Annotated in this window: 21 protein-coding genes; 6 read left to right on the top strand and 15 right to left on the bottom strand. The window is 38.1% G+C overall.

Annotated elements, in window-relative coordinates:
* Window positions 1-178 precede the first annotated feature (178 nt).
* Both JNUCC23_RS22235 and JNUCC23_RS22240 read right to left on the bottom strand, forming a co-directional pair.
* Window positions 179-931 (bottom strand): helix-turn-helix transcriptional regulator, encoded by a 753-nt coding sequence (locus JNUCC23_RS22235; protein WP_454213647.1) that lies wholly within the window; start codon window positions 929-931, stop codon window positions 179-181.
* Window positions 932-1397: 466 nt separating this feature from the next.
* A complete protein-coding gene (locus JNUCC23_RS22240; protein WP_454213648.1) occupies window positions 1398-2360 on the bottom strand; it encodes a helix-turn-helix transcriptional regulator in 963 nt (320 codons plus the stop codon).
* Between the two features lie 109 nt (window positions 2361-2469).
* Between JNUCC23_RS22240 and JNUCC23_RS22245 the strand changes: the two genes are divergently transcribed.
* Window positions 2470-2949 (top strand): GyrI-like domain-containing protein, encoded by a 480-nt coding sequence (locus JNUCC23_RS22245; RefSeq protein ID WP_403076939.1) that lies wholly within the window; start codon window positions 2470-2472, stop codon window positions 2947-2949.
* Window positions 2950-2971: 22 nt separating this feature from the next.
* A complete protein-coding gene (locus JNUCC23_RS22250) occupies window positions 2972-3436 on the top strand; it encodes a phage tail protein (protein WP_403076936.1) in 465 nt (154 codons plus the stop codon).
* Between the two features lie 419 nt (window positions 3437-3855).
* Here JNUCC23_RS22250 and JNUCC23_RS22255 read toward each other — a convergent pair whose 3' ends face one another.
* From JNUCC23_RS22255 to JNUCC23_RS22265, 3 genes are all read right to left on the bottom strand, one after another.
* On the bottom strand, window positions 3856-5124 hold the full coding sequence (locus tag JNUCC23_RS22255) for a cytosine deaminase (protein ID WP_454213650.1): 1269 nt from the start codon (window positions 5122-5124) through the stop codon (window positions 3856-3858).
* Window positions 5114-6388 (bottom strand): cytosine permease, encoded by a 1275-nt coding sequence (gene codB / locus JNUCC23_RS22260; RefSeq protein WP_454213652.1) that lies wholly within the window; start codon window positions 6386-6388, stop codon window positions 5114-5116. Before codB ends, JNUCC23_RS22255 begins: the two co-directional genes overlap by 11 nt.
* A 468-nt stretch (window positions 6389-6856) precedes the next feature.
* Window positions 6857-7492, bottom strand: a complete 636-nt coding sequence (locus tag JNUCC23_RS22265) for a YczE/YyaS/YitT family protein (RefSeq protein ID WP_454213654.1) — start codon at window positions 7490-7492, stop codon at window positions 6857-6859.
* 481 nt (window positions 7493-7973) lie between these two features.
* On the opposite strand from JNUCC23_RS22265, the gene JNUCC23_RS22270 reads away from it, so the two are divergent.
* Together JNUCC23_RS22270 and JNUCC23_RS22275 are read left to right on the top strand one after the other, a co-directional pair.
* The gene (locus JNUCC23_RS22270) at window positions 7974-9383 is read left to right on the top strand and encodes a YfcC family protein (RefSeq protein ID WP_454216181.1); all 1410 of its coding nucleotides are present in this window, start codon (window positions 7974-7976) and stop codon (window positions 9381-9383) included.
* Between the two features lie 22 nt (window positions 9384-9405).
* A complete protein-coding gene (locus tag JNUCC23_RS22275) occupies window positions 9406-10563 on the top strand; it encodes a M20 metallopeptidase family protein (protein WP_454213656.1) in 1158 nt (385 codons plus the stop codon).
* A gap of 138 nt (window positions 10564-10701) precedes the next feature.
* Here the strand turns inward: JNUCC23_RS22275 and JNUCC23_RS22280 are convergent, their stop codons facing one another.
* From JNUCC23_RS22280 to JNUCC23_RS22300, 5 genes are all read right to left on the bottom strand, one after another.
* Entirely contained in the window at window positions 10702-10977 is a 276-nt protein-coding gene (locus JNUCC23_RS22280; RefSeq protein WP_454213657.1) for an IS3 family transposase, read from the bottom strand.
* 47 nt (window positions 10978-11024) lie between these two features.
* Window positions 11025-11264 (bottom strand): transposase, encoded by a 240-nt coding sequence (locus tag JNUCC23_RS22285; protein WP_454213659.1) that lies wholly within the window; start codon window positions 11262-11264, stop codon window positions 11025-11027.
* A gap of 528 nt (window positions 11265-11792) precedes the next feature.
* Window positions 11793-11915 (bottom strand): zinc-binding dehydrogenase, encoded by a 123-nt coding sequence (locus JNUCC23_RS22290; protein ID WP_454213661.1) that lies wholly within the window; start codon window positions 11913-11915, stop codon window positions 11793-11795.
* Window positions 11916-11930: 15 nt separating this feature from the next.
* Entirely contained in the window at window positions 11931-12335 is a 405-nt protein-coding gene (locus JNUCC23_RS22295; protein WP_454213663.1) for a zinc-binding dehydrogenase, read from the bottom strand.
* Complete coding sequence (locus tag JNUCC23_RS22300; RefSeq protein WP_454213665.1) at window positions 12218-12628, bottom strand: alcohol dehydrogenase catalytic domain-containing protein; 411 nt, start codon at window positions 12626-12628, stop codon at window positions 12218-12220. The genes JNUCC23_RS22295 and JNUCC23_RS22300 overlap by 118 nt, the downstream gene beginning before the upstream one ends.
* A 35-nt stretch (window positions 12629-12663) precedes the next feature.
* Between JNUCC23_RS22300 and JNUCC23_RS22305 the strand changes: the two genes are divergently transcribed.
* The gene (locus JNUCC23_RS22305) at window positions 12664-12981 is read left to right on the top strand and encodes a monooxygenase family protein (protein WP_235179066.1); all 318 of its coding nucleotides are present in this window, start codon (window positions 12664-12666) and stop codon (window positions 12979-12981) included.
* Between the two features lie 186 nt (window positions 12982-13167).
* Here JNUCC23_RS22305 and JNUCC23_RS22310 read toward each other — a convergent pair whose 3' ends face one another.
* Window positions 13168-14676, bottom strand: a complete 1509-nt coding sequence (locus tag JNUCC23_RS22310) for a DUF1846 domain-containing protein (RefSeq protein ID WP_062186567.1) — start codon at window positions 14674-14676, stop codon at window positions 13168-13170.
* Window positions 14677-14843: 167 nt separating this feature from the next.
* Here JNUCC23_RS22310 and JNUCC23_RS22315 point away from each other — a divergent pair, with 167 nt between their 5' ends.
* Window positions 14844-15278 carry an SIS domain-containing protein gene (locus JNUCC23_RS22315; RefSeq protein WP_454213668.1) on the top strand — a complete coding sequence of 145 codons (435 nt, stop codon included), beginning with the start codon at window positions 14844-14846 and terminating at the stop codon, window positions 15276-15278.
* A 226-nt stretch (window positions 15279-15504) separates the two neighbouring features.
* Here the strand turns inward: JNUCC23_RS22315 and rlmH are convergent, their stop codons facing one another.
* From rlmH to JNUCC23_RS22335, 4 genes are all read right to left on the bottom strand, one after another.
* The gene (gene rlmH / locus JNUCC23_RS22320; protein WP_454213670.1) at window positions 15505-15984 is read right to left on the bottom strand and encodes a 23S rRNA (pseudouridine(1915)-N(3))-methyltransferase RlmH; all 480 of its coding nucleotides are present in this window, start codon (window positions 15982-15984) and stop codon (window positions 15505-15507) included.
* A gap of 92 nt (window positions 15985-16076) precedes the next feature.
* Window positions 16077-16235, bottom strand: coding sequence for a CxxH/CxxC protein (locus JNUCC23_RS22325; RefSeq protein ID WP_082675231.1), 159 nt, complete (start codon window positions 16233-16235; stop codon window positions 16077-16079).
* A 215-nt stretch (window positions 16236-16450) separates the two neighbouring features.
* Entirely contained in the window at window positions 16451-17656 is a 1206-nt protein-coding gene (locus tag JNUCC23_RS22330; protein ID WP_454213672.1) for a S1C family serine protease, read from the bottom strand.
* 204 nt (window positions 17657-17860) lie between these two features.
* The gene (locus JNUCC23_RS22335; RefSeq protein WP_403076903.1) at window positions 17861-18655 is read right to left on the bottom strand and encodes an MBL fold metallo-hydrolase; all 795 of its coding nucleotides are present in this window, start codon (window positions 18653-18655) and stop codon (window positions 17861-17863) included.

Below are 18655 nucleotides of genomic sequence, written 5' to 3' on the forward strand. Positions count from 1 at the left end.
CTTTCCCTGGTGCTTGAATACAACTATACAACGAATAGCAAAAACACTTTTGTACTACAATTGCGCGTTTTTATAGTATAATTGCATGATTTTCTTATCCAAAAGGAAAAAATAAATAGGCGCATGATTTCTCATGCACCACTGAAAAGTCCTACTATGTACATAGACCCTTTATTCATCATTTCTTCAGCTTCTTTTTAAATTCAATCGGAGTTACCCCTTCTACTTCTTTAAAGAATCTAGAAAAATATTGAGAGTTGCTAAATCCAACCATAATGGCAATTTCAGTCATGGAAAGATTAGAGAACAGGATAAGTTCCTTTGCTTCCTTTATTCTTCTCAGATTTCGGTAATTACTAATGGTGATTCCCTTTTCTTTCTTAAATGCACGCATTAAATGTGAAGGATGGACATGTAATTTCCTTGCCATTCCCTCCATTGAAATATCCTCCGCAAAATTCATCTCTATATAGTTTTCTGCTTGCTTTACAATTGTTAAGTTGTCACCTTTAGACTTTCGAATTGTAGGGTCGGAATATTCTCTTACCATATTTGAATGAATCTGATCTAGTTCAGAAATAGTCTCGGAATGCTCGATCATAATTGCATATTTTTCTGATAAAAAGTGGCTTTGCAATGGGCTTAGCCCTCCCCTTTCAGCAGCATAGCTATAAAGGGTATTGTGGGATAATAGAATATTTTTATAGGACCGTACTTTATTATTTGGGACTCTGTTAAGAATATTTAATTGGTTATCTTCAAATTTATGAAGCGCATCCATTTCATATTCAGCTATCAAATCCCTGTCACTAAGTTGAATTCCATAGAGTAATTTTTCCCTTAGCTTATGAACAGCATCAATGTATTCAGGCGTAAGTCCATTTCGACTATTATTTGAATTTGGAATATCTGTCTGATGGTGTTCCCTCATTTATCATCCCTGCCTTATGCAACTTGCCTTAGGTTGATCGTATTATATCATTCTTTGTGACTTTTTGTATTTGATTCTATTCTCTGTGATAGTACTTAAGAGGGGATTTCTAACAAAAAATCCATTTTTATTCGCAAGCTTAAACAGTAGCTCTATTCTTTAATAGCTATTCATGCAGTACAAAAGAAAATTAAAAAATAATTGGGAGATAGGTTCATGAAAAAGTGAAATGGATATGCAGCGGAAATAATCAAAGAAATGGTCCGTGAAGGTAAAATTTATTCAGCTGATGACGTTCTAAAGATGATTGAACAAGGTTAGCTAGACAAGATATTCTATACTAAAATATCCTGTCTAACCTATTTTTTTAATAAATTTTGTAGAGCAATAAAACCTGATAGATCGTAATTAGAAGAATACATCTATGATCTCTTAACTATAGAAAATAGAGGGTAACTGGCACTGCTTATGGGCAGAATACGCATAATCTCTCTTGTAAACCTTCTAAGACTTCTTCTGGCACTTCCCTGACCTCGATATCCCCACCTAGGAAAAGTAGCCAATTTATTATTTCGGTCAATTCTTCGGGATTATTAATATTGATAAAAGTCTTTAAAATGGCTGTGGTTTGGTAGGGATTCGTATAGGAAATTGAAACTTTTAAAGGATGGTATTTTTTGAACTGGGCAATCGCTTTTGGACCAAGTTCAAGGACAAGGTTGATTACTTCTTCCTTCTTACTTAGTTTTTCTAAAATCTTTTTCTTACTTAATCCTTTTTTCGTCGGGTAGGGTTTGACATTGGTGAGATAATCTACAGGAAATATCCGCTTCTTTTCATCCTTTAAGTCAAAGCCTTCAATCAGCCAAAGTCCTTTTTCATGATAAAGGTGCAAGAGATAAATTGGATACGACTTTATTGCCTTCTCTTCTTTGATAGTAATCAATAAATAGCTATCCAAAAGAAGGCTTTGGATGAGTTTTTCTAACATAGGATGGGGTAGGTCTGACAGATCAAGTAGGTCGGGATTATTGGGGTTGGTCCCTTCAAAAAGCAAGATTTGATTTAAAAGAACAAGGTCATCTTGCTGGTTTTCTGAGATGAGGCCTAGTAATTTTTCAGCTAAAGACTGACGACTCTTTAGATAAGGAAGTTGTTGATTTCTTGTGGCCATAAAGGCAATAAAAAGAGCTTTAATCTCATTATCGGTAAAGCGAACAGTGGGCAAGACAGAGTTGTTCATGACAAAATAACCCCCATCCCTTCCAACTTCAGCGACAAGTGGCATCCCCATAGCTTCAATTTCTCTGATATCTCTAATAGCTGTCGAACGAGAAATGTTAAATTCTCGCATGATTTCAGAAATTGTAAAGTGGGCACGGTTGTTGATATACCGCATGATAATATTGATCCGTTCAACTTTTTTCATCGGGCCTCCTAAACAGTATCACTTTTTGACATGATTTAAGGCTATTATAAACCCATCAAGTGAAAAGACAAATCATTTGATTAATTTAAAAAAGAGGAAGGTTTTGAATATGACAGATTATACCCTAGAAGAAAAAGACAGCTTTACCGTTTTAGGTATTGGAACTGAGCTTGAGAGTGATTACACAGACTTTGCTGGCATAAACAAGGAGAAGGCAGACTTTTGGTGGGCCGTCAAACAAGATGGAAGGCTTGACACTTTAAAAGCCATAGCCACAAATGATTACATTTTTGCTGTGAATGAAGCAGTGAATAACAAGATGATGCATTATGCTGGCGTCATGACAGAAGCGTCAGTACCAGAAGAGTCCAGAGTTATCCAATTCCCCAAGGGAGAATACCTAGTTGTTAAAGGGGAGGAGAAGACGGCTGATGAGTTGAGTAATAAGCTTGCTGGTATTGCCTTTGGTCAAGTCTTGCCAGAAGCAAAGAATTTTGCCTATGTTGGTGGGCCAAATGCAATGGTTGAGATGGGGCAGCGAAACGGCTTGGTATTTGGTGAAATGTGGATCCCCGTTGTTAGGAAATAAAGAGATAAAAAGGGGGATGGAAATGTCCTATATCGTTGATTTTAAAAATGTGTCTACGGTTGGTTTAGAGTCTTCAACAGTAGCAGAAGCGCTTGCTGGTTTACGTGCTAATGAAGCCCGTTACTTTATGAACAAATACAAGCATGAATTTACGGTTGTACCAGCTAGCGAAAGCCAGGAGACCCTTGATTATGTGAACCGAATTTTGAAAGAAGAACGTGATATTGAGTTTGCGGCTAAACCTTTAGGAACTTCACGTTTTCAAGTGGAAAATATCAAATTTGCCTATGTCATTTATGAGGATGGCCTTGTGATCAACGTCATGTATACGGTTGATGATCCTAAGAAGCGGGCTGTTGGTTTTAAGCTCTCTGAGGGGATGGAGGTACCAAAGGAGTTAGAAGGGAAGTTTAAGTTTGCTAGGCAGAAGTCTAAACTAGCTGGAACAATTCGGGGCTCGTTTTTTGTCATTAAAGGAGAATATTAAAGTAAGCAAAAGCGCAAGTGGAGGAATTCAGTCATTTTTTGTATGTAGTCATTCTTTTTCTTCATTTGGATAAGAAAATCCTGATTGAACAAAAAAGGCAGTCATGCAACAATTGTCTATCTACGCATTCAACTAACAAAACAGCACCTCTTCACCAAATTAGAGGGTGCTGTTCCTTTTTTCGCAAAAACCTCACTTACGTATGATGCCGTTCACCGTAATAAATCTAAATGATGTTCCCCTTATTTTTATACGAACCATAAAGCCCTCCCCTAATTCAATACTTATCGGCTCTTTAAGGGCAGTTATCCGCCACCTATTTTCTTTGGTTCTCTTTAATTCTTGAGGTAGGGTTTTTCTGCCCATTAATGCGGGATAAAAAAAGACACAACCCTCTTAAAGTTGTGCCCAAATATCTTCTATCTATTAAAATTAACCTTCTCTTCAAATTGATTTAAAGTTATTGTTGCTTCACTTGGCTTGGTTTCGGCAATAATCTTGCCATGTCTGAAGGAATACCTAACCGTTGCTTGCTTGCGAATCGCCTCATATTCATTTTCTGCAGATAAGATGATGAAGTTAGCTGGTTTACCTTCTTCGATTCCGTAATTTTCTTCAATGTGCAACGTTTTGGCACTATTACTAGTGATCAAATCGATTGAATTTACAATTTGGTCATAGCCCATGAGTTGTGAAGCATGAATCCCCATATGCAATACTTGAAGCATGTTCCCTGTTCCAAGTGGGTACCATGGGTCAAATATGTCATCGTGACCAAAGCAAATATTTAGTCCCGCTTCCTGTAATTCCTTTACCCTTGTTAGCCCTCTTCGTTTTGGATACGTATCAAATCTTCCTTGAAGGTGAATATTCACAAGCGGATTTGATACAAAATTAATGGAAGAAAGCTTTAATAAGCGGAATAATTTATACGTATAGGCATCATTATAAGAGCCCATTGCCGTCGTATGGCTCGCTGTTGTGCGAGTACCTAACCCACGTTTGTAAGCCTCAGCAGCTACAACTTCTACAAATCGAGACTGTTCATCATCAATTTCATCACAGTGGATGTCAACTAATCGATCATATTTTTCAGCAAGGTCAAAAGCGAATTTTAACGACTCCACTCCGTATTCTCTTGTAAATTCAAAATGAGGAATGCCGCCTACAACATCGGCGCCCATTTTCAATGCTTCCTCCATCAATTCTTCCCCATTAGGATATGAAAGGATGCCTTCTTGTGGAAATGCAACAAGTTGAATATCTACATAGGGAGCCATTTCTTCCTTTACTTCCAACATTGCTTTTAAAGCGGTTAATTCTGGATCTGTTACATCTACATGTGTACGGACATGCTGAATTCCTTGAGCAATCTGCCATTTTAAAGCCGTTTTTGATCTTGTTTTTACATCATCAATCGTTAGCGTTTCTTTTCTTTGCGCCCATCTTTGTATACCTTCAAACAAGGTGCCACTTTTATTCCACTCTGGTTCTCCCGCTGTTAACGTTGTATCTAGATGGATATGCGGCTCAATAAAAGGTGGAAGGACAAGAGACCCATTAACATCGATGATTTCTTTTCCATCAACATCTCCTAGTATTTGAGTAATTTTATTAAACTTACCATCTTCTATAAATAAGTGCCAAAGTCCATCTTTTCCTCTAAGCTTTGCGTTTTTAATGATCACTGATTATCTCACCTTTATCATGTATTTTACTTATTGATCCTTCTTGTTGAGGCATACATTTCATCACAACAACATAAATAATGGCAGACCCTAATAGTGCATTAATTGGAGGGATACCTGGCGCAAAATTTGCGACTGCAACTCCACCTACCCATGCAAATATAGCGATCCAATTTACGGCTTTAAATTTCATCGTTTCAAATGGTTGATATTTCCCGCGCTTTAGTAAAAAATAGTCTGCTAAAATAATGGCCCCTATCGACGGTAGCGTGGAACCCAAAATCGTCAAGAATCCAACAAAATTGTTATAAAGCCACATCGCTGCTATTGTTCCAACGATTCCATTGAAAACAACAACTTTATGTTTTGGTAGTTTTGTAATATTGGAAAATCCTAGTCCAGAAGCATATAACGCGCTATCGTTTGTCGTCCAAATATTCAAACCGAGGACAATGATGGCAGGAATCATTAACCCTTGTAAAAACATCACGTCCGAAATATCAGCTTTATTGTAAACCATAGCTCCGACTGCACCAAATAAAAACATGAGCGAATTCCCAAGAAAGAACGCGATAATATTAGCAGTCACAGCAGAACGTGATGTCTTAGCAAAACGAGCAAAATCGGGCGTAAGCGTACCAGCGCTAATAAAAGATCCGATACAAATGGTTAATGCTAATGCAACGCCCATTGCCTGTGTAGGTTCATAAGCGAATAATTCTTGAATTCCCCCAACTGTATTAGTTGCGTCAAACATGGAATAACTACCGAAAATTGCAATTGCCGGAACAGCAATAAATCCTAAAATGGTTAAGGTCTTCATCCCAAAAATGGCCGATACTGTCATCAACAAACCAAAAATCGCTATTATTAGATAAACATTGACCCCAGTCGCTTTTGCAACAGGTACTGCAAACATCGCAAGTCCAACACCAAACCAGCCTACTTGAGTTGAAGCTAGTAAAAATGAAGATAAATATGAACCTTTTTCACCAAAAGCATATCGAGTCAATAAATGAGTTGATAACCCCGTTTTTGCTGCAATATAAGCTAATGAACCTGTATAAAGCCCAAGTACAAGATTACCTGTTAACACAATCCATATAAACTGGATAAACGACAATCCCGTTCCTAATGTCCCTCCAGACCACATGCTCGCTGAGAAAAAGCTAAGTGAGAGCATCACCGCAAGTATTTTCCAAAATCCATTTCTATTCGCCTGAGGTACTGCCTGTAACGTGAATTCTTTATCTACTTTTGACATACCAATTCCTCCAATAAGTTAGTAACTGGTACCGAAGAAGACTTCGATAATTTTAGGAGATTAGGGAATAAAAAAAGCTTCTTGCCATTTCTGACAAGAAGCTTTTTTACACAATGAACCATGGGGAACCTACATACGTAGGCTGCCAAAGCAATGATCATTATTTCCGCTGTCCTTGTCAGCCTCACGGGACTGAATTAAAGGTACCAGTATTTAATTAAACATATTATTACAGGAAAACAATATGTTGTCAACTGATTTTCAGGCGCTATCCCCCGTAGGGTCCTCAATCTCTAATACTTTTAACAGATAACATCAAAACCTCATTTATTTATGATACGGTTCTCCATAGCATATCTAAATGAGGTTTCTCAAAAAAGCGGGGACTGGCAAATACTGTTGACATGAAAGGGGCTCCCCCCCCCATGAAGGGATACTCATACATCGTGTTTATTCAGTTTTGATTTTCTACATATGCGTTAACAGGCGATCCTTTTGGTCAAGAAAATATGCCATCAGTTTCTTACATTGAGGAATAGAAAATCCTAAAATTGGACCTAATCCAAACGCAATAAACACTGTTCCAATTCCAACAGGCCCCCCTAGCATCCAACCAAGAAGAAAAATGAGTACTTCAATTCCACTTCTAACCAACGGGATACTCCAACCCGTTCTTTCAACAATTAATAACATAAAGCTGTCTCTAGGACCTGCTCCAAAATCAGCAGAAACATATAATCCAATACCATACCCAATTAAAACAACACCTATGATAAAAGCAATTGTTGCTCCTGCTAAACTATCAATGCTAGGTAAAATCCAATTAAAAAGATCAATAAATAATCCTAGAAACAACATATTCAGAAAGGCCCCTATTTTTGGCCATGCCCTATTGAAAATTGAACTGATCAACAAGAGTAAAAATCCACTTATTATCGACCAAGTTCCAATAGTAAAGCCAAATTTAGTAAATAGACCATAATGAAAAACATCCCATGGTCCAATCCCTAAATGCTTTCCTTCAATTGTTAAAGATATGCCAAATGCTAACACTATTAATCCAAAAATAAAAAAAGACCAGCGTAGAATCCATTCCTTTTTCATAACCGCTCCTCTATCTTATATCTTATTTTTTTATTAATATAACATTAAATTTGGACAGAAATCATAATCTATATTTTCTGAAATATAACAAGAAAAGCGTATCTTTAATTTTCTTATTAAAGGAGAATTATGGGGTCTTATTCGTTTTAACAATGGGATAACTGACGAGGGCAATATCATATAGCCATGTTAGTTTTTTCCTTTTGAAGATAAAAATTCCTTCATTAATTTCAAAATCCTAACACTTAGATCTTAGGTGCTAGTCTTGTGGGTATTAGGGCAAACTCCGATGTTAAACAAACGGCAATCCTAACGACTGTTCCCAACAAGAGATCATCTAGTCTACGATGATTATATTCCATAAAAATATTAATCCCCCCATTGCATTATATTTGAATATATTTTACAATCAATTGAATAAAAATTCATTAACTTTCACACTACGAAATATTAAAAGGGAGTTTACTAGATGCAGAAAAATATAATACAAAATCAATCTCAAAATAAAAGCACAGGCAAGAAGGCACTTAACATTAATGCATTTGTCTTACTTTTCTTTGTGATCGTCATTTCCGCTATTTTGACATACATTGTGCCAGCTGGTGAATTTGACCGGGTAGAAAAAGATGGGCGTACGCTTGTAGTTCCTAATTCTTTTACTCTGACAGAGTCGTCTCCAGTCGGATTCTTTAATATCTTTACTAGTATTCATTCAGGCATGATCGATGGTGCTGGAATTATCTTCTTCGTTTTGATCATTGGCGGTGCTTTTGGCATTTTAAAGGCAACAGGCGCCCTTGATGCATTAATTGTGAATATAACAAGAAAACTAGCAAATAGGGAATTATTACTCATTCCCGTTCTCATGCTGTTTTTTTCAGTTGGTGGCACATTGATGGGAATGGCTGAAGAAACCATTGTATATATTGCTATTATCACTCCAGTAGCTATTGCCTTAAAGTTAGATGCGATGGTCGGTTTTGCAATTGTTTCACTGGGGGCAAATATCGGGTTCATGAGTGCTGTCCTGAATCCATTTAATATCGGAGTCGCACAAAGTATAGCAGAATTGCCTACATTCTCAGGTATTGGTCTTAGACTAGTATTATTCGCTACATTATACATTGCTGGAGTCCTTTACGTTTACCGCTACGCGAAAAAAGTCAAGTCCAATCCTGAACTAAGGTATTTAGGAAAATATCAAGAAGGAAATCAAGTTGAAGTCGATACAAATTTAAGACTAACCATTCGTCACAAATGGATTCTAACCATTTTTTTACTCAACTTTGTAGTATTGATTTTCGGAGTTATAAAATTTGGTTGGTATATAACTGAAATTGCTGGTTTGTTCTTACTATTTGGAGTCCTAATCGGGATTGTTGGAAAATTAAATCCGAACAATATTGCGGACAGCTTCATCGATGGAGCAAAAGACCTAATTGGTGGTGCTCTAATCATTGGTTTCGCACAGGCCATTCTCGTTGTGATCCAGGATGGAAAATTAATAGACTCTATTTTGTATTTTGCCTCTACCTTTCTAAGTCAACTATCGCCAATTCTGAACGCTATAGGAATGTTTTTTTTACAGCTTTCACTCAACTTTCTTGTACCATCAGGGAGTGGTCAAGCAGCACTCACAATGCCAATCCTGGCACCTTTATCTGACCTTGTTGGAGTGACAAGGCAGACTGCGGTACTAGCATTTCAGCTTGGGGACGGCATTTCCAACTCCCTTTTCCCTACATCAGGTGTGTTACTTGCTGGACTTGCAGTTGCAGGGATTCCTTTTACAAAATGGATAAAATGGATTCTACCTTTTATATTCATTCAAATAGTCATCAGTATTATTTTCCTAATCATTGCACAAGTGATTCAGTACGGACCATTTTAAGAAGAATTAACGGAGGTTCATTATGTTACAAACAAAGCTTGTAGATACAGAATTATTGGCTTGGACAATTGAACAGCGCAGACATTTCCATATGCATCCTGAGCTATCCGGACAAGAATATGAAACAGCTGCTTATGTGAAAGAGAAATTAACTGAATTCGGCATCGCTATCAAAAATAATTATTCTGCACCAAATGTTGTCGCCTATTTTAAAGGAACAGAAGGGAAAAAAACCGTTGCGCTCAGAGCCGATATGGATGCTCTCCCGCTTCATGAAGAAGGAGACAAGCCTTACATTTCAACAGTTCCTGGCGTTATGCATGGTTGTGGTCACGATGGTCATACCGCGACTTTACTCGCGGTAGCTAAATGGATGAGCACTCACCCACATTTAGTAAAAAATAATATTGTATTTATCTTTCAAAGCTCTGAAGAAGCTTCACCAAGCGGGGCTAAGCAGCTTGTAGAAGAAGGGATATTAGATAGAGTCGATGTAATATATGGTATCCATTATATGTCTAATATGCCTTTAGGTAAAATTGGTTTTGCAACAGGCCCTGCTATGGCATCCAGCGATGACTTTGACATTATAATTGAAGGGAAAGGTGGACACGCGGGCAATCCACACGAAACAGTGGACCCAATTTACATCGCAACCCATCTTATACAAGCGTTCCAATCGATTGTCAGCAGAAATTTAAATCCCTTACATTCAGGAGTGATTTCATTTGGAGGTATTCAGGGAGGAAATTCATACAACGTCATTCCTGATAAAGTAAACCTTCAAGGTACTATTAGGGCATTAACGTATGAAGGAGCTGAATTAATGCACAAACAAACAGCTCAGCTAACTGAATCAATTTGCACAAGCTTTGGGGCAAAAGGACATTTTCATTTAATAGAAGGAACCCCTCCATTATACAACCATCCAGAAGCGTGCGAATTTGCGAAAGAAATCATCCAAAAGACTTTCGGTGATGATGTGTTCTTACCATTTGAGCCTGTACTAGGGGCTGAAGATTATTCCTACTACTTAAAAGAAAAAGTAGGTGTATTCATTAACGTTGGGATGCAAAGCGAAAAAAGCCAGTATCCTCACCATCATCCGAAATTTGACATTGATGAGGAAGCCATTCCCTCTGCCATTGAACTAATGATTCAATTGGCTTTGAATTCGTGAATTAACTAAGGGCGATTCATCCCATACCATCAGGTAGTGTGGGATGAATTTCCTTTTTTCTATCATGGGCGGTTATTGCGGTATCATAGTTGTCGACTGCTTTAAACTGTCGATCTAAAAAGCTTTCACTTACAGGATTTAGATGCTTCGAATTGGTCGTAGCCTTGTATTTTTTGACTGTACAAGCTTCCATGGGTTCTTTGTCATAATGCGAGAGACCGTACGCTCACTTATTTTCACGCTACGTCTTTTCAGCGTTTTAGCGATTTTAATACTGCCGTAACGTTGCTTGAATTCTAGATGAGTCTGTAAAATTTCTTGCGATAATTTCTCATGTTGTTCCTGCCTGTCACTTTTCGGCCGTTTTAACCATTTGAAGTAACCACTCTTGGAGACTCTCAGAACGCAACACATCTTCTCCACTCGGAATTGGGAGCGATTTTCATGAATGAAATCATATTTTACCGAGGGCTTTTTACGAAGTAGTGCATCGCCTTTTTTAAGATTTCATTTTCCTCCTTGAGATCACGAATTTCCTTTTGAAGAGCTCTTAATACAGCCTCTGATGAAGAAAACGACTGTACAGCCTTGATCTCTGATTGTTGGCCATACTTCTTCATCCAGCCATGTAAAGTATTTTCGTTTACACCCACTTCTCTAGCCACTTGAGCTACAGATTTATGGTTTTCACTTATATACATTACCGTTTCAATTTTAAATGCCTCATCATATCGTTTGCCATTACCTCTTGCCGTACAGACACACCTCGTTATAGTTAATATGTTTATTATTACAATCTGCGTCTACTATTTAGTCTAGCATCAGAACTATATAATTCTGATTTTTTTATTGCCATGATTATCCCCTTAAAAAGCCTTCGAATTTGTAAAAAAATAACTTCGATTTCAAAAAAATATATTATTACAACACATTTCTCTACTAAATAATTATAGCCTGAGTAATAAAGAAGAGCATTTTTCTTCTTTCCAATTCACTGGGATGTTAAGCTTTTTTGTAATAGTGATCCACACTTAATCTATTTAAATAAAAAAGAAGAAGAAATTTTTTCATCTCTTCTTCTGCCCCTGTAATGTTTTAATATGACTTATCTATTCTTATCCTATAACTTAAATACAAATTTCGCCGTTACTTATGGTAAGGTTCACCGCGGCTACTTTATATGCGGTTTTATTTTTCTGTTAGATTGAGTAAAATCAACACAGCTTTTTTTATATCTTAAAGACAGCCTTGCCCATCACTTTACGTGAATTGAGTCTTTCAAAAGCATCTTCATATTCTTCAAGTGGGAACGTTGAATCAATTGTTGGCCGAATATCAAAATGCTCAGCCAACTTGAAAAGCTGTTCTCAAGTTTCTCTGAGGTCTTGATTAGAGTATTTCCAAAGATTAAAACCTGTCAATGTTGCTTGTTTGATGACAAGGTTAATAAGATTAATGTTTGCTTCATTTCCTGTAGAAAAGCTAATGGATACAACCCGGCCATAAGGAGCAACTGAAAGAAGCAATTGATTCGTCATGTCCCCACCAATTGTATCAAGAATAAGATCGGCTCCGTGGTCTCCGGTTATACGGTAAATACCTTCCTTGACGTTCTCCTTTGATAAATCAACAACACGGTTTTCTGCAACCTCTTTCATTTTTTCTGCTTTTTCTGTTGAAGAAACAATCGCAATTGGTTTAGCCCCGAGCGCTTTGGAAATTTGCATAGCCGCATAATCAACGGACCCAGCCGCCCCGGGACTGTAACCCATTCTCCTGCCTTTATTCTGCCGGCTCTTGTTAGAGCTAAGTATGCAGTTACATAAGAACTTGGGAAAGCAGCTCCTTCCTCAAAGCTAAAGGAATCTGGAAGCCTGAACAGATATGACTCTGGAACAACAATATATTCTTGGTATGTGCCATCTTTTCCCCTGCCTAAATTGTCACCAAATATCATGACACGACTTCCTTTTGGGAAAGTCGTTCCTGATTCAATAATACCCGCGCCTTCATTGCCTAGAACAAGCGGCAGTTCTTTCATGAACGGAGAACCCTCTTTAGCCATTTTAAGGCAGTATGAATTCTTACCAGTGCTTCACCTTGTTTAGGATCAGGGATCTCTATACTTTCAACAGTGATAGCTGGATTTTTGCCATATGCTTTTATTGGCGTTCGTTGGATGACTTACTCGTATATGCAAAAAATGAAAAGCATTTAACTGCTTGGAAAAAGTTCAATCAAAAGGTTGGGAACAATAGTGCAGTTGGGATCTATCATGAAACATATCAAGTAAAAAAAGGTGCTTATGAATCTATTTATGGCAATATGCCTCTCTATGGATTAGGAAAAGCATTAGAATATCTTCCAATCATAGCTGAAAACAATACTGCTAGAAAAAGGCTTCATTCCCGTGCTTGACCTCCAGTATGCTAAAGCTTGTCCTTAATAGGTTCCAACAGACATTCCGGCAGTTAATCCATTAATCCAAAAAGGTGTAGTCTTCTCATTAGGAGAAGACTACACCTTTTTAGTAAACTCTATAAATGAAAAAACATCTGCCTTAGGCTTCCATGTAAGAAGAAAAAGGCAGGCGTTTTCCAAAACCTAATTGTAATACAGGTTCTCAGTCGGATATACTGGATCATTGGTGATGTCGATTCCAAGCTTCTTAAAGGTCTGTTCGTTTTCCCTATTCAATATAACCGTAGAATGAGCTTGTGTGTCTTTTAAATTCGGCAGTTGCTTATAAGCCAGCTCAGAAGTAGGGTTGGTGACCGCACTGATTGCCAGTGCAATCAGCACTTCATTGGCGCTTAGTGTCGGGACTCGGCTGTTCAAATCATCGGTTTTCAACCGTTGAATCGTCTGCAAAATCATCGGTGACAACAAATCAATTTCATCGGCAATATTGGCCAATTTCTTCAACCCATTCAGAATCGCGGCTGCCGAAGCATCCATCAAAGTTGTCGTTCGACCGGTGATCATCTCGCCATTTGGCAGTTCTATCGCAATTACGGCTTGCAAATTCGTGCTGTCAATTCTCTCTTGGATTGCTTTCGCATAATTACGGGCCGGCGATACAGGTGCCCGATCCTCTTTCTTTAAGTCAGTCTCTTCCAAAATCACTTGCATATGGCGCACACTATCTTCATCGGCAAGCCCTTTTTTATAGTCGTTCTCTACGACGAAACTGCGCCGAATGATTTCCTGCCTGGCAGCTTCCTGCACGACCATATCGTCGGTGATACCCGATTTCAGACGATTAACACCCATATCGGTCGGTGAGCGGTAAACAGACTCTTTACCAGTAATCCTTTCAATAATCCGTTTGATGACAGGAAACGTCTCAATATCACGATTGTAATTGATCGCTACTTTCCCGTATGCTTCATAGTGATAATTGTCAATCATATTAACGTCTTTCAAATCGACGGTAGCCGCTTCATAAGCGATATTTACCGGGTGCTTTAACGGCAAGTTCCAAACTGGAAAAGTCTCAAACTTGGCATAGCCGACTTTATTCCCCAGTTTATTCTCATGGTACATTTGGTTAAGGCAGGTTGCAAGCTTTCCGCTGGCCGGGCCAGGTGCCGTTACTACCACGATTGGCTTTGTCGTTTTAATATAGGGATTCATCGCAAATCCCCCCTCGCCAATGACCGCGTCCACATTTGTGGGATAACCTTTGATTTCGCTGTGGGTGCAGACGCTAATTCCGCTTCTCTCAAGCTTGGTCATAAATACTTTGGCTGTTGGCTGTCCTTGATAACGAGTGAGCAAGACACTGTTGACAGAAATGCCATATGCCCGGTATTCATCGATTAAGCGCAAGACATCTTGGTCATAAGTGATACCGTAATCTTCACGGACTTTGTTCCGCTCGATGTCTCCAGCGTACACACAGATGATGATTTCCGCATTTTCTTTCAGCGTATTCAATAATTTGATCTTGGCATCTTCATCAAATCCAGGCAAGACACGCTTGGCATGTTTGTCGCCTATCAATTTTCCGCCAAATTCCAAGTAAAGTTTATCATACTGCTGCACCCGTTCTAGGATGTAGGCAGATTGTTCTTGCAAATATTTCTCCGAATCAAATCCAACTTTTTTCATTTAATTTCCGCCCGCCTTCTATACTTCAAGCTTTCTCTTAAACCGATAGATAAAAACGCCTTAAGAGAGAATACTAACTAAAATACATCTTTTATCATTATAAAGCTTTTAAAAAAATAGACAAAGGAAAACTGGCCCAATCGTTTCAGTGATTGGGTCATTCTAATTTGATTGATAATTTTTTAACTATTTTTAAGAAATACAACAAAATCGTTCTATTCGGACTAGGTCCATTATTTTTTTGTGTGGAATACTTTGCTTATAAACTCGCTCTTGTATCCGGAAGAAATACTTTTTCGACCCAAAGTGAAACGTATGCTCAACATTTGGTTGATGAAGAAACTCTTTTTATTGTTTTTTCAGTAACTGGTAAATACACTTCCTTTGAAAACCCTTTTAATGCAATAAAGTCTTGTGGGACTGAAATATTGCTAATTTTAGAAGAGTATAACAATTCTTTAGCTTTAGAAATTGAAAATATATTTTACTTAACAAAATCTACTCAAAATGAAAGTCTGTTACCTTTTGAAAAAAACCGAACCGTATTCTTTATTTTCATAGAAGAAGTTATTGCAAGATTAATGTCAGAACGTGAGACATAAAAAAGATGACTAAAAGGGACAAAGGGACAGGTCCCTTTGTGTAAGAGAACAATCTTCCCCAATCCTTAACATTTCCTAGATGAACAAGTTTAAGGATAACAAGAGGTCCATCAACCGCCATATCTGTTTTAGAAAATGCGGGAGGGACAACATGGTACCTGTCCCCTCGTCCTTTGAAGGACTTTTTTACTGAATTTATTTTAATACATTACAATAAAAAACTCATTTACTTATGGTACGGCTCACCCCGATTGATCCGATAAGCCCGATACACCTGCTCGACCAAAATCAATCTCATCAATTGATGAGGGAAGGTCATTTTTGAAAAGGAGAGGGCTTCGTCAGCACGTTGCATCACTTCTTTGCTTAGACCTAATGACCCGCCGATAATAAAAGTAATTTTACTTTTTCCATAAGTCGCTAGCTTATCAAGCGTGTCTGCCAGTTCTTCAGAAGTTTTCATTTTCCCTTCGATTGCAAGAGCTATGACATGGGCATCGGGATTGACTTTGGCTAGAATTCTTTGTCCTTCCTTTTCCTTAATTTGCAACATTTCGATTTCACTTAATGTTTCTGGCGCTTTTTCATCTGGCAGCTCAATAATTTCCATTTTGGCATAGGCAGACATTCGCTTCATATATTCGTCGATGCCCTGTTTTAGATATTTTTCTTTTAGCTTTCCTACAGTTATAATTGTTATATTCATGTTATCCTCACTTTACAAACAGCTTACAAACACGTTATCCACAAAAGTTATCCACATATCCACATTTACTATCCACATCTTGTATAGGAATATTAGTTCCCTACTATATATACCGCCATGTTTTGACAATATTCACAGGTTGTTGATAACTTCAATTCACTAGGTACACTATTAAGAGTCGGATACGTTTCTTCCTCTACTACCACAGTATCCAGTGCCATATCAACATGATCATCACAACAATAAATCATTCATTTCTCTCCTTTATATCGACATTATTCATGTTTAATTTCCTCATTCGCTTATATGAACTAGTTATCCACAAATCTAACGATTGCATTCACTTTATTGCTACTTTTCCGCTTATCCACATGTTATCTTAACAAAAAACTGAAAAAACACAATAAAAACGAGGGTGCCTCAAAGGCAAAGTGTCAGACCCTTGTGAGGCTCCCCCGTTTTTTCATTACATTTGTTGTTCTACTGACAAATCCATCGTCGTTTTCAATTGTTTACCGTTACGATAATAGGTTACGTCTAACTTATCTCCAATTTTCTTTTCGTTATATAAGTATTTACGTAAATCAACAACATCGGTAACTTTCTTGCCATCCAATGCAACAATCACATCAAACTCCTCTAGTCCCGCTTTGGTTGCCGGTGAATTGGATTGAACACCAGTAATAGCGACACCACTCGTTACATCTGTAGGTAGCTTCAATGTGTTTTGCTGATGATATTGTGAAATTTCTTCAACTGATGCAAGGCTTACTCCCATAAATGGTCGTTTTACCTCACCAAACTGTTCAAGGTCATGAATGATTGGGATTGCTGAATCAATAGGAATAGAAAGACCAATCCCCTCCACTGCACTTTCTGCAATTTTCATGGAGTTAATTCCAATGACTTGACCTTGCATATTAATGAGAGCTCCTCCGCTATTTCCAGGGTTAATGGCTGCATCCGTTTGGATAACCTCTGCGTTCCAATCAACCTGGCCATCCTCATTAATATCCACTTCAATCGTACGCTCTAAACCTGAAATGATTCCTTGTGTTACAGACCCTGAAAACTGTAGGCCTAATGGATTGCCAATGGCTACAACTGGTTCACCTGGTTTTAAAGTAGACGAGGTCCCAAAATCAGCAACCGTCGGAACATTCGTACCATCGACTTCTACGACAGCCAAATCCATCCATGGGTCACTTCCTTTCAACATGGCTGGAAGCTTGGTCCCGTCCACTAACGTTACTTCTAGTTCCGTTGCATTTTCAATAACGTGATTATTCGTCACTATGTAGGCTTTTCCATTTTCCTTTTTATACACAACACCCGATCCCGTTCCTGCCTCACGGTTTTCTTGATTTCCCCAAAATTTAGATTGCTGGATATTTGTAATCCCAACAACCGCTGCGCCGACCTTCTCTACCACGCCTGTTACAGCTGACGTAACATTAACAGATACTTGTTGCTGGACTTTTTCTGTTTTCCCTAGTCCATTCACTTTTTCATTTTGATTCTGCCCATTAGAATTTGGATAACCTTGTAACATGAAGAAAACGAGCAATGCCCCGACAATTACTCCTGCGAGCGTTGATAAAAAGTATCCTCCTGGACGTCCTTTCCTTTTTTTGTTGCTGCTTTCATGCATATGATCATCGTAGTATCCCAAATTTGTTCAATCCTCTCTTCCTTTAAAGATTAAATAAATGCATACACTAGTCTTTGTTTATCTCTTCCATTATACTCATTTAAGACTAAAGATAAAAAAATTTTCCTTCATTCTGTATTCCTACCGTTTTCAACCTTTTAGGAACACCTTACACAAATGTTTCATCAAAAAAAAGGAATGAAAAGAGATCATCCCTTTTCATTCCTAAACAAGTACTATTTCAGTTGGTTTTTTCGGGTCCGTATCATAGAGAGAGAATTGCTCCCCAACGATAATTCCTTTTGTTTGCAATGTTTGCTCAACAGACATACGTGCGAGATCTTTCATATTGTTATCAAGGCTTAGATGTGCCAGATAAATTCGTTTTGTCCGATCCCCCGCAACATCACTCATGGCAATTGCTGCATCTTCATTTGAAACATGCCCAAAATCGCTCAAAATTCGTCGTTTAATACTCCAAGGGTATTTACCCATTCTTAGCATTGACACATCATGATTGCTTTCAAACACGTACATATCGGCATTATCAATAATACCTTTCATTCTATCACTCACATAGCCTGTATCTGTAATTAAGACAAGCTTCTTATCACCTTGATGGAACACATAAAACATCGGCTCCGCTGCATCATGGGAAACACCAAATGATTCAATATTTAAGTTCCCAAATGTTTTAATCTGTTCCATTTCAAATGTGAACTTTTGCTCAACCGGTACTTCGCCAATTATTCTCTCCATCGCATTCCATGTACTCATATTCGCATAAATTGGTAATTTATATTTACGCGCTATGACCCCAAGGCCTTTAACATGATCACTATGTTCATGTGTAACAAGAATGCCTGATAACTTGGACATATCGCGGCCAATTTCACTGAATAATGCTTCCATCGCCTTGCCACTCAAGCCAGCATCGACAAGAAAAGAATGCTCTTCTGTCTCGACGAAAATAGCATTTCCCGTACTCCCGCTTGCGAGAACACTAAAATGCATACTCAT

The sequence above is a fragment of the Peribacillus sp. JNUCC 23 genome (assembly GCF_053653995.1).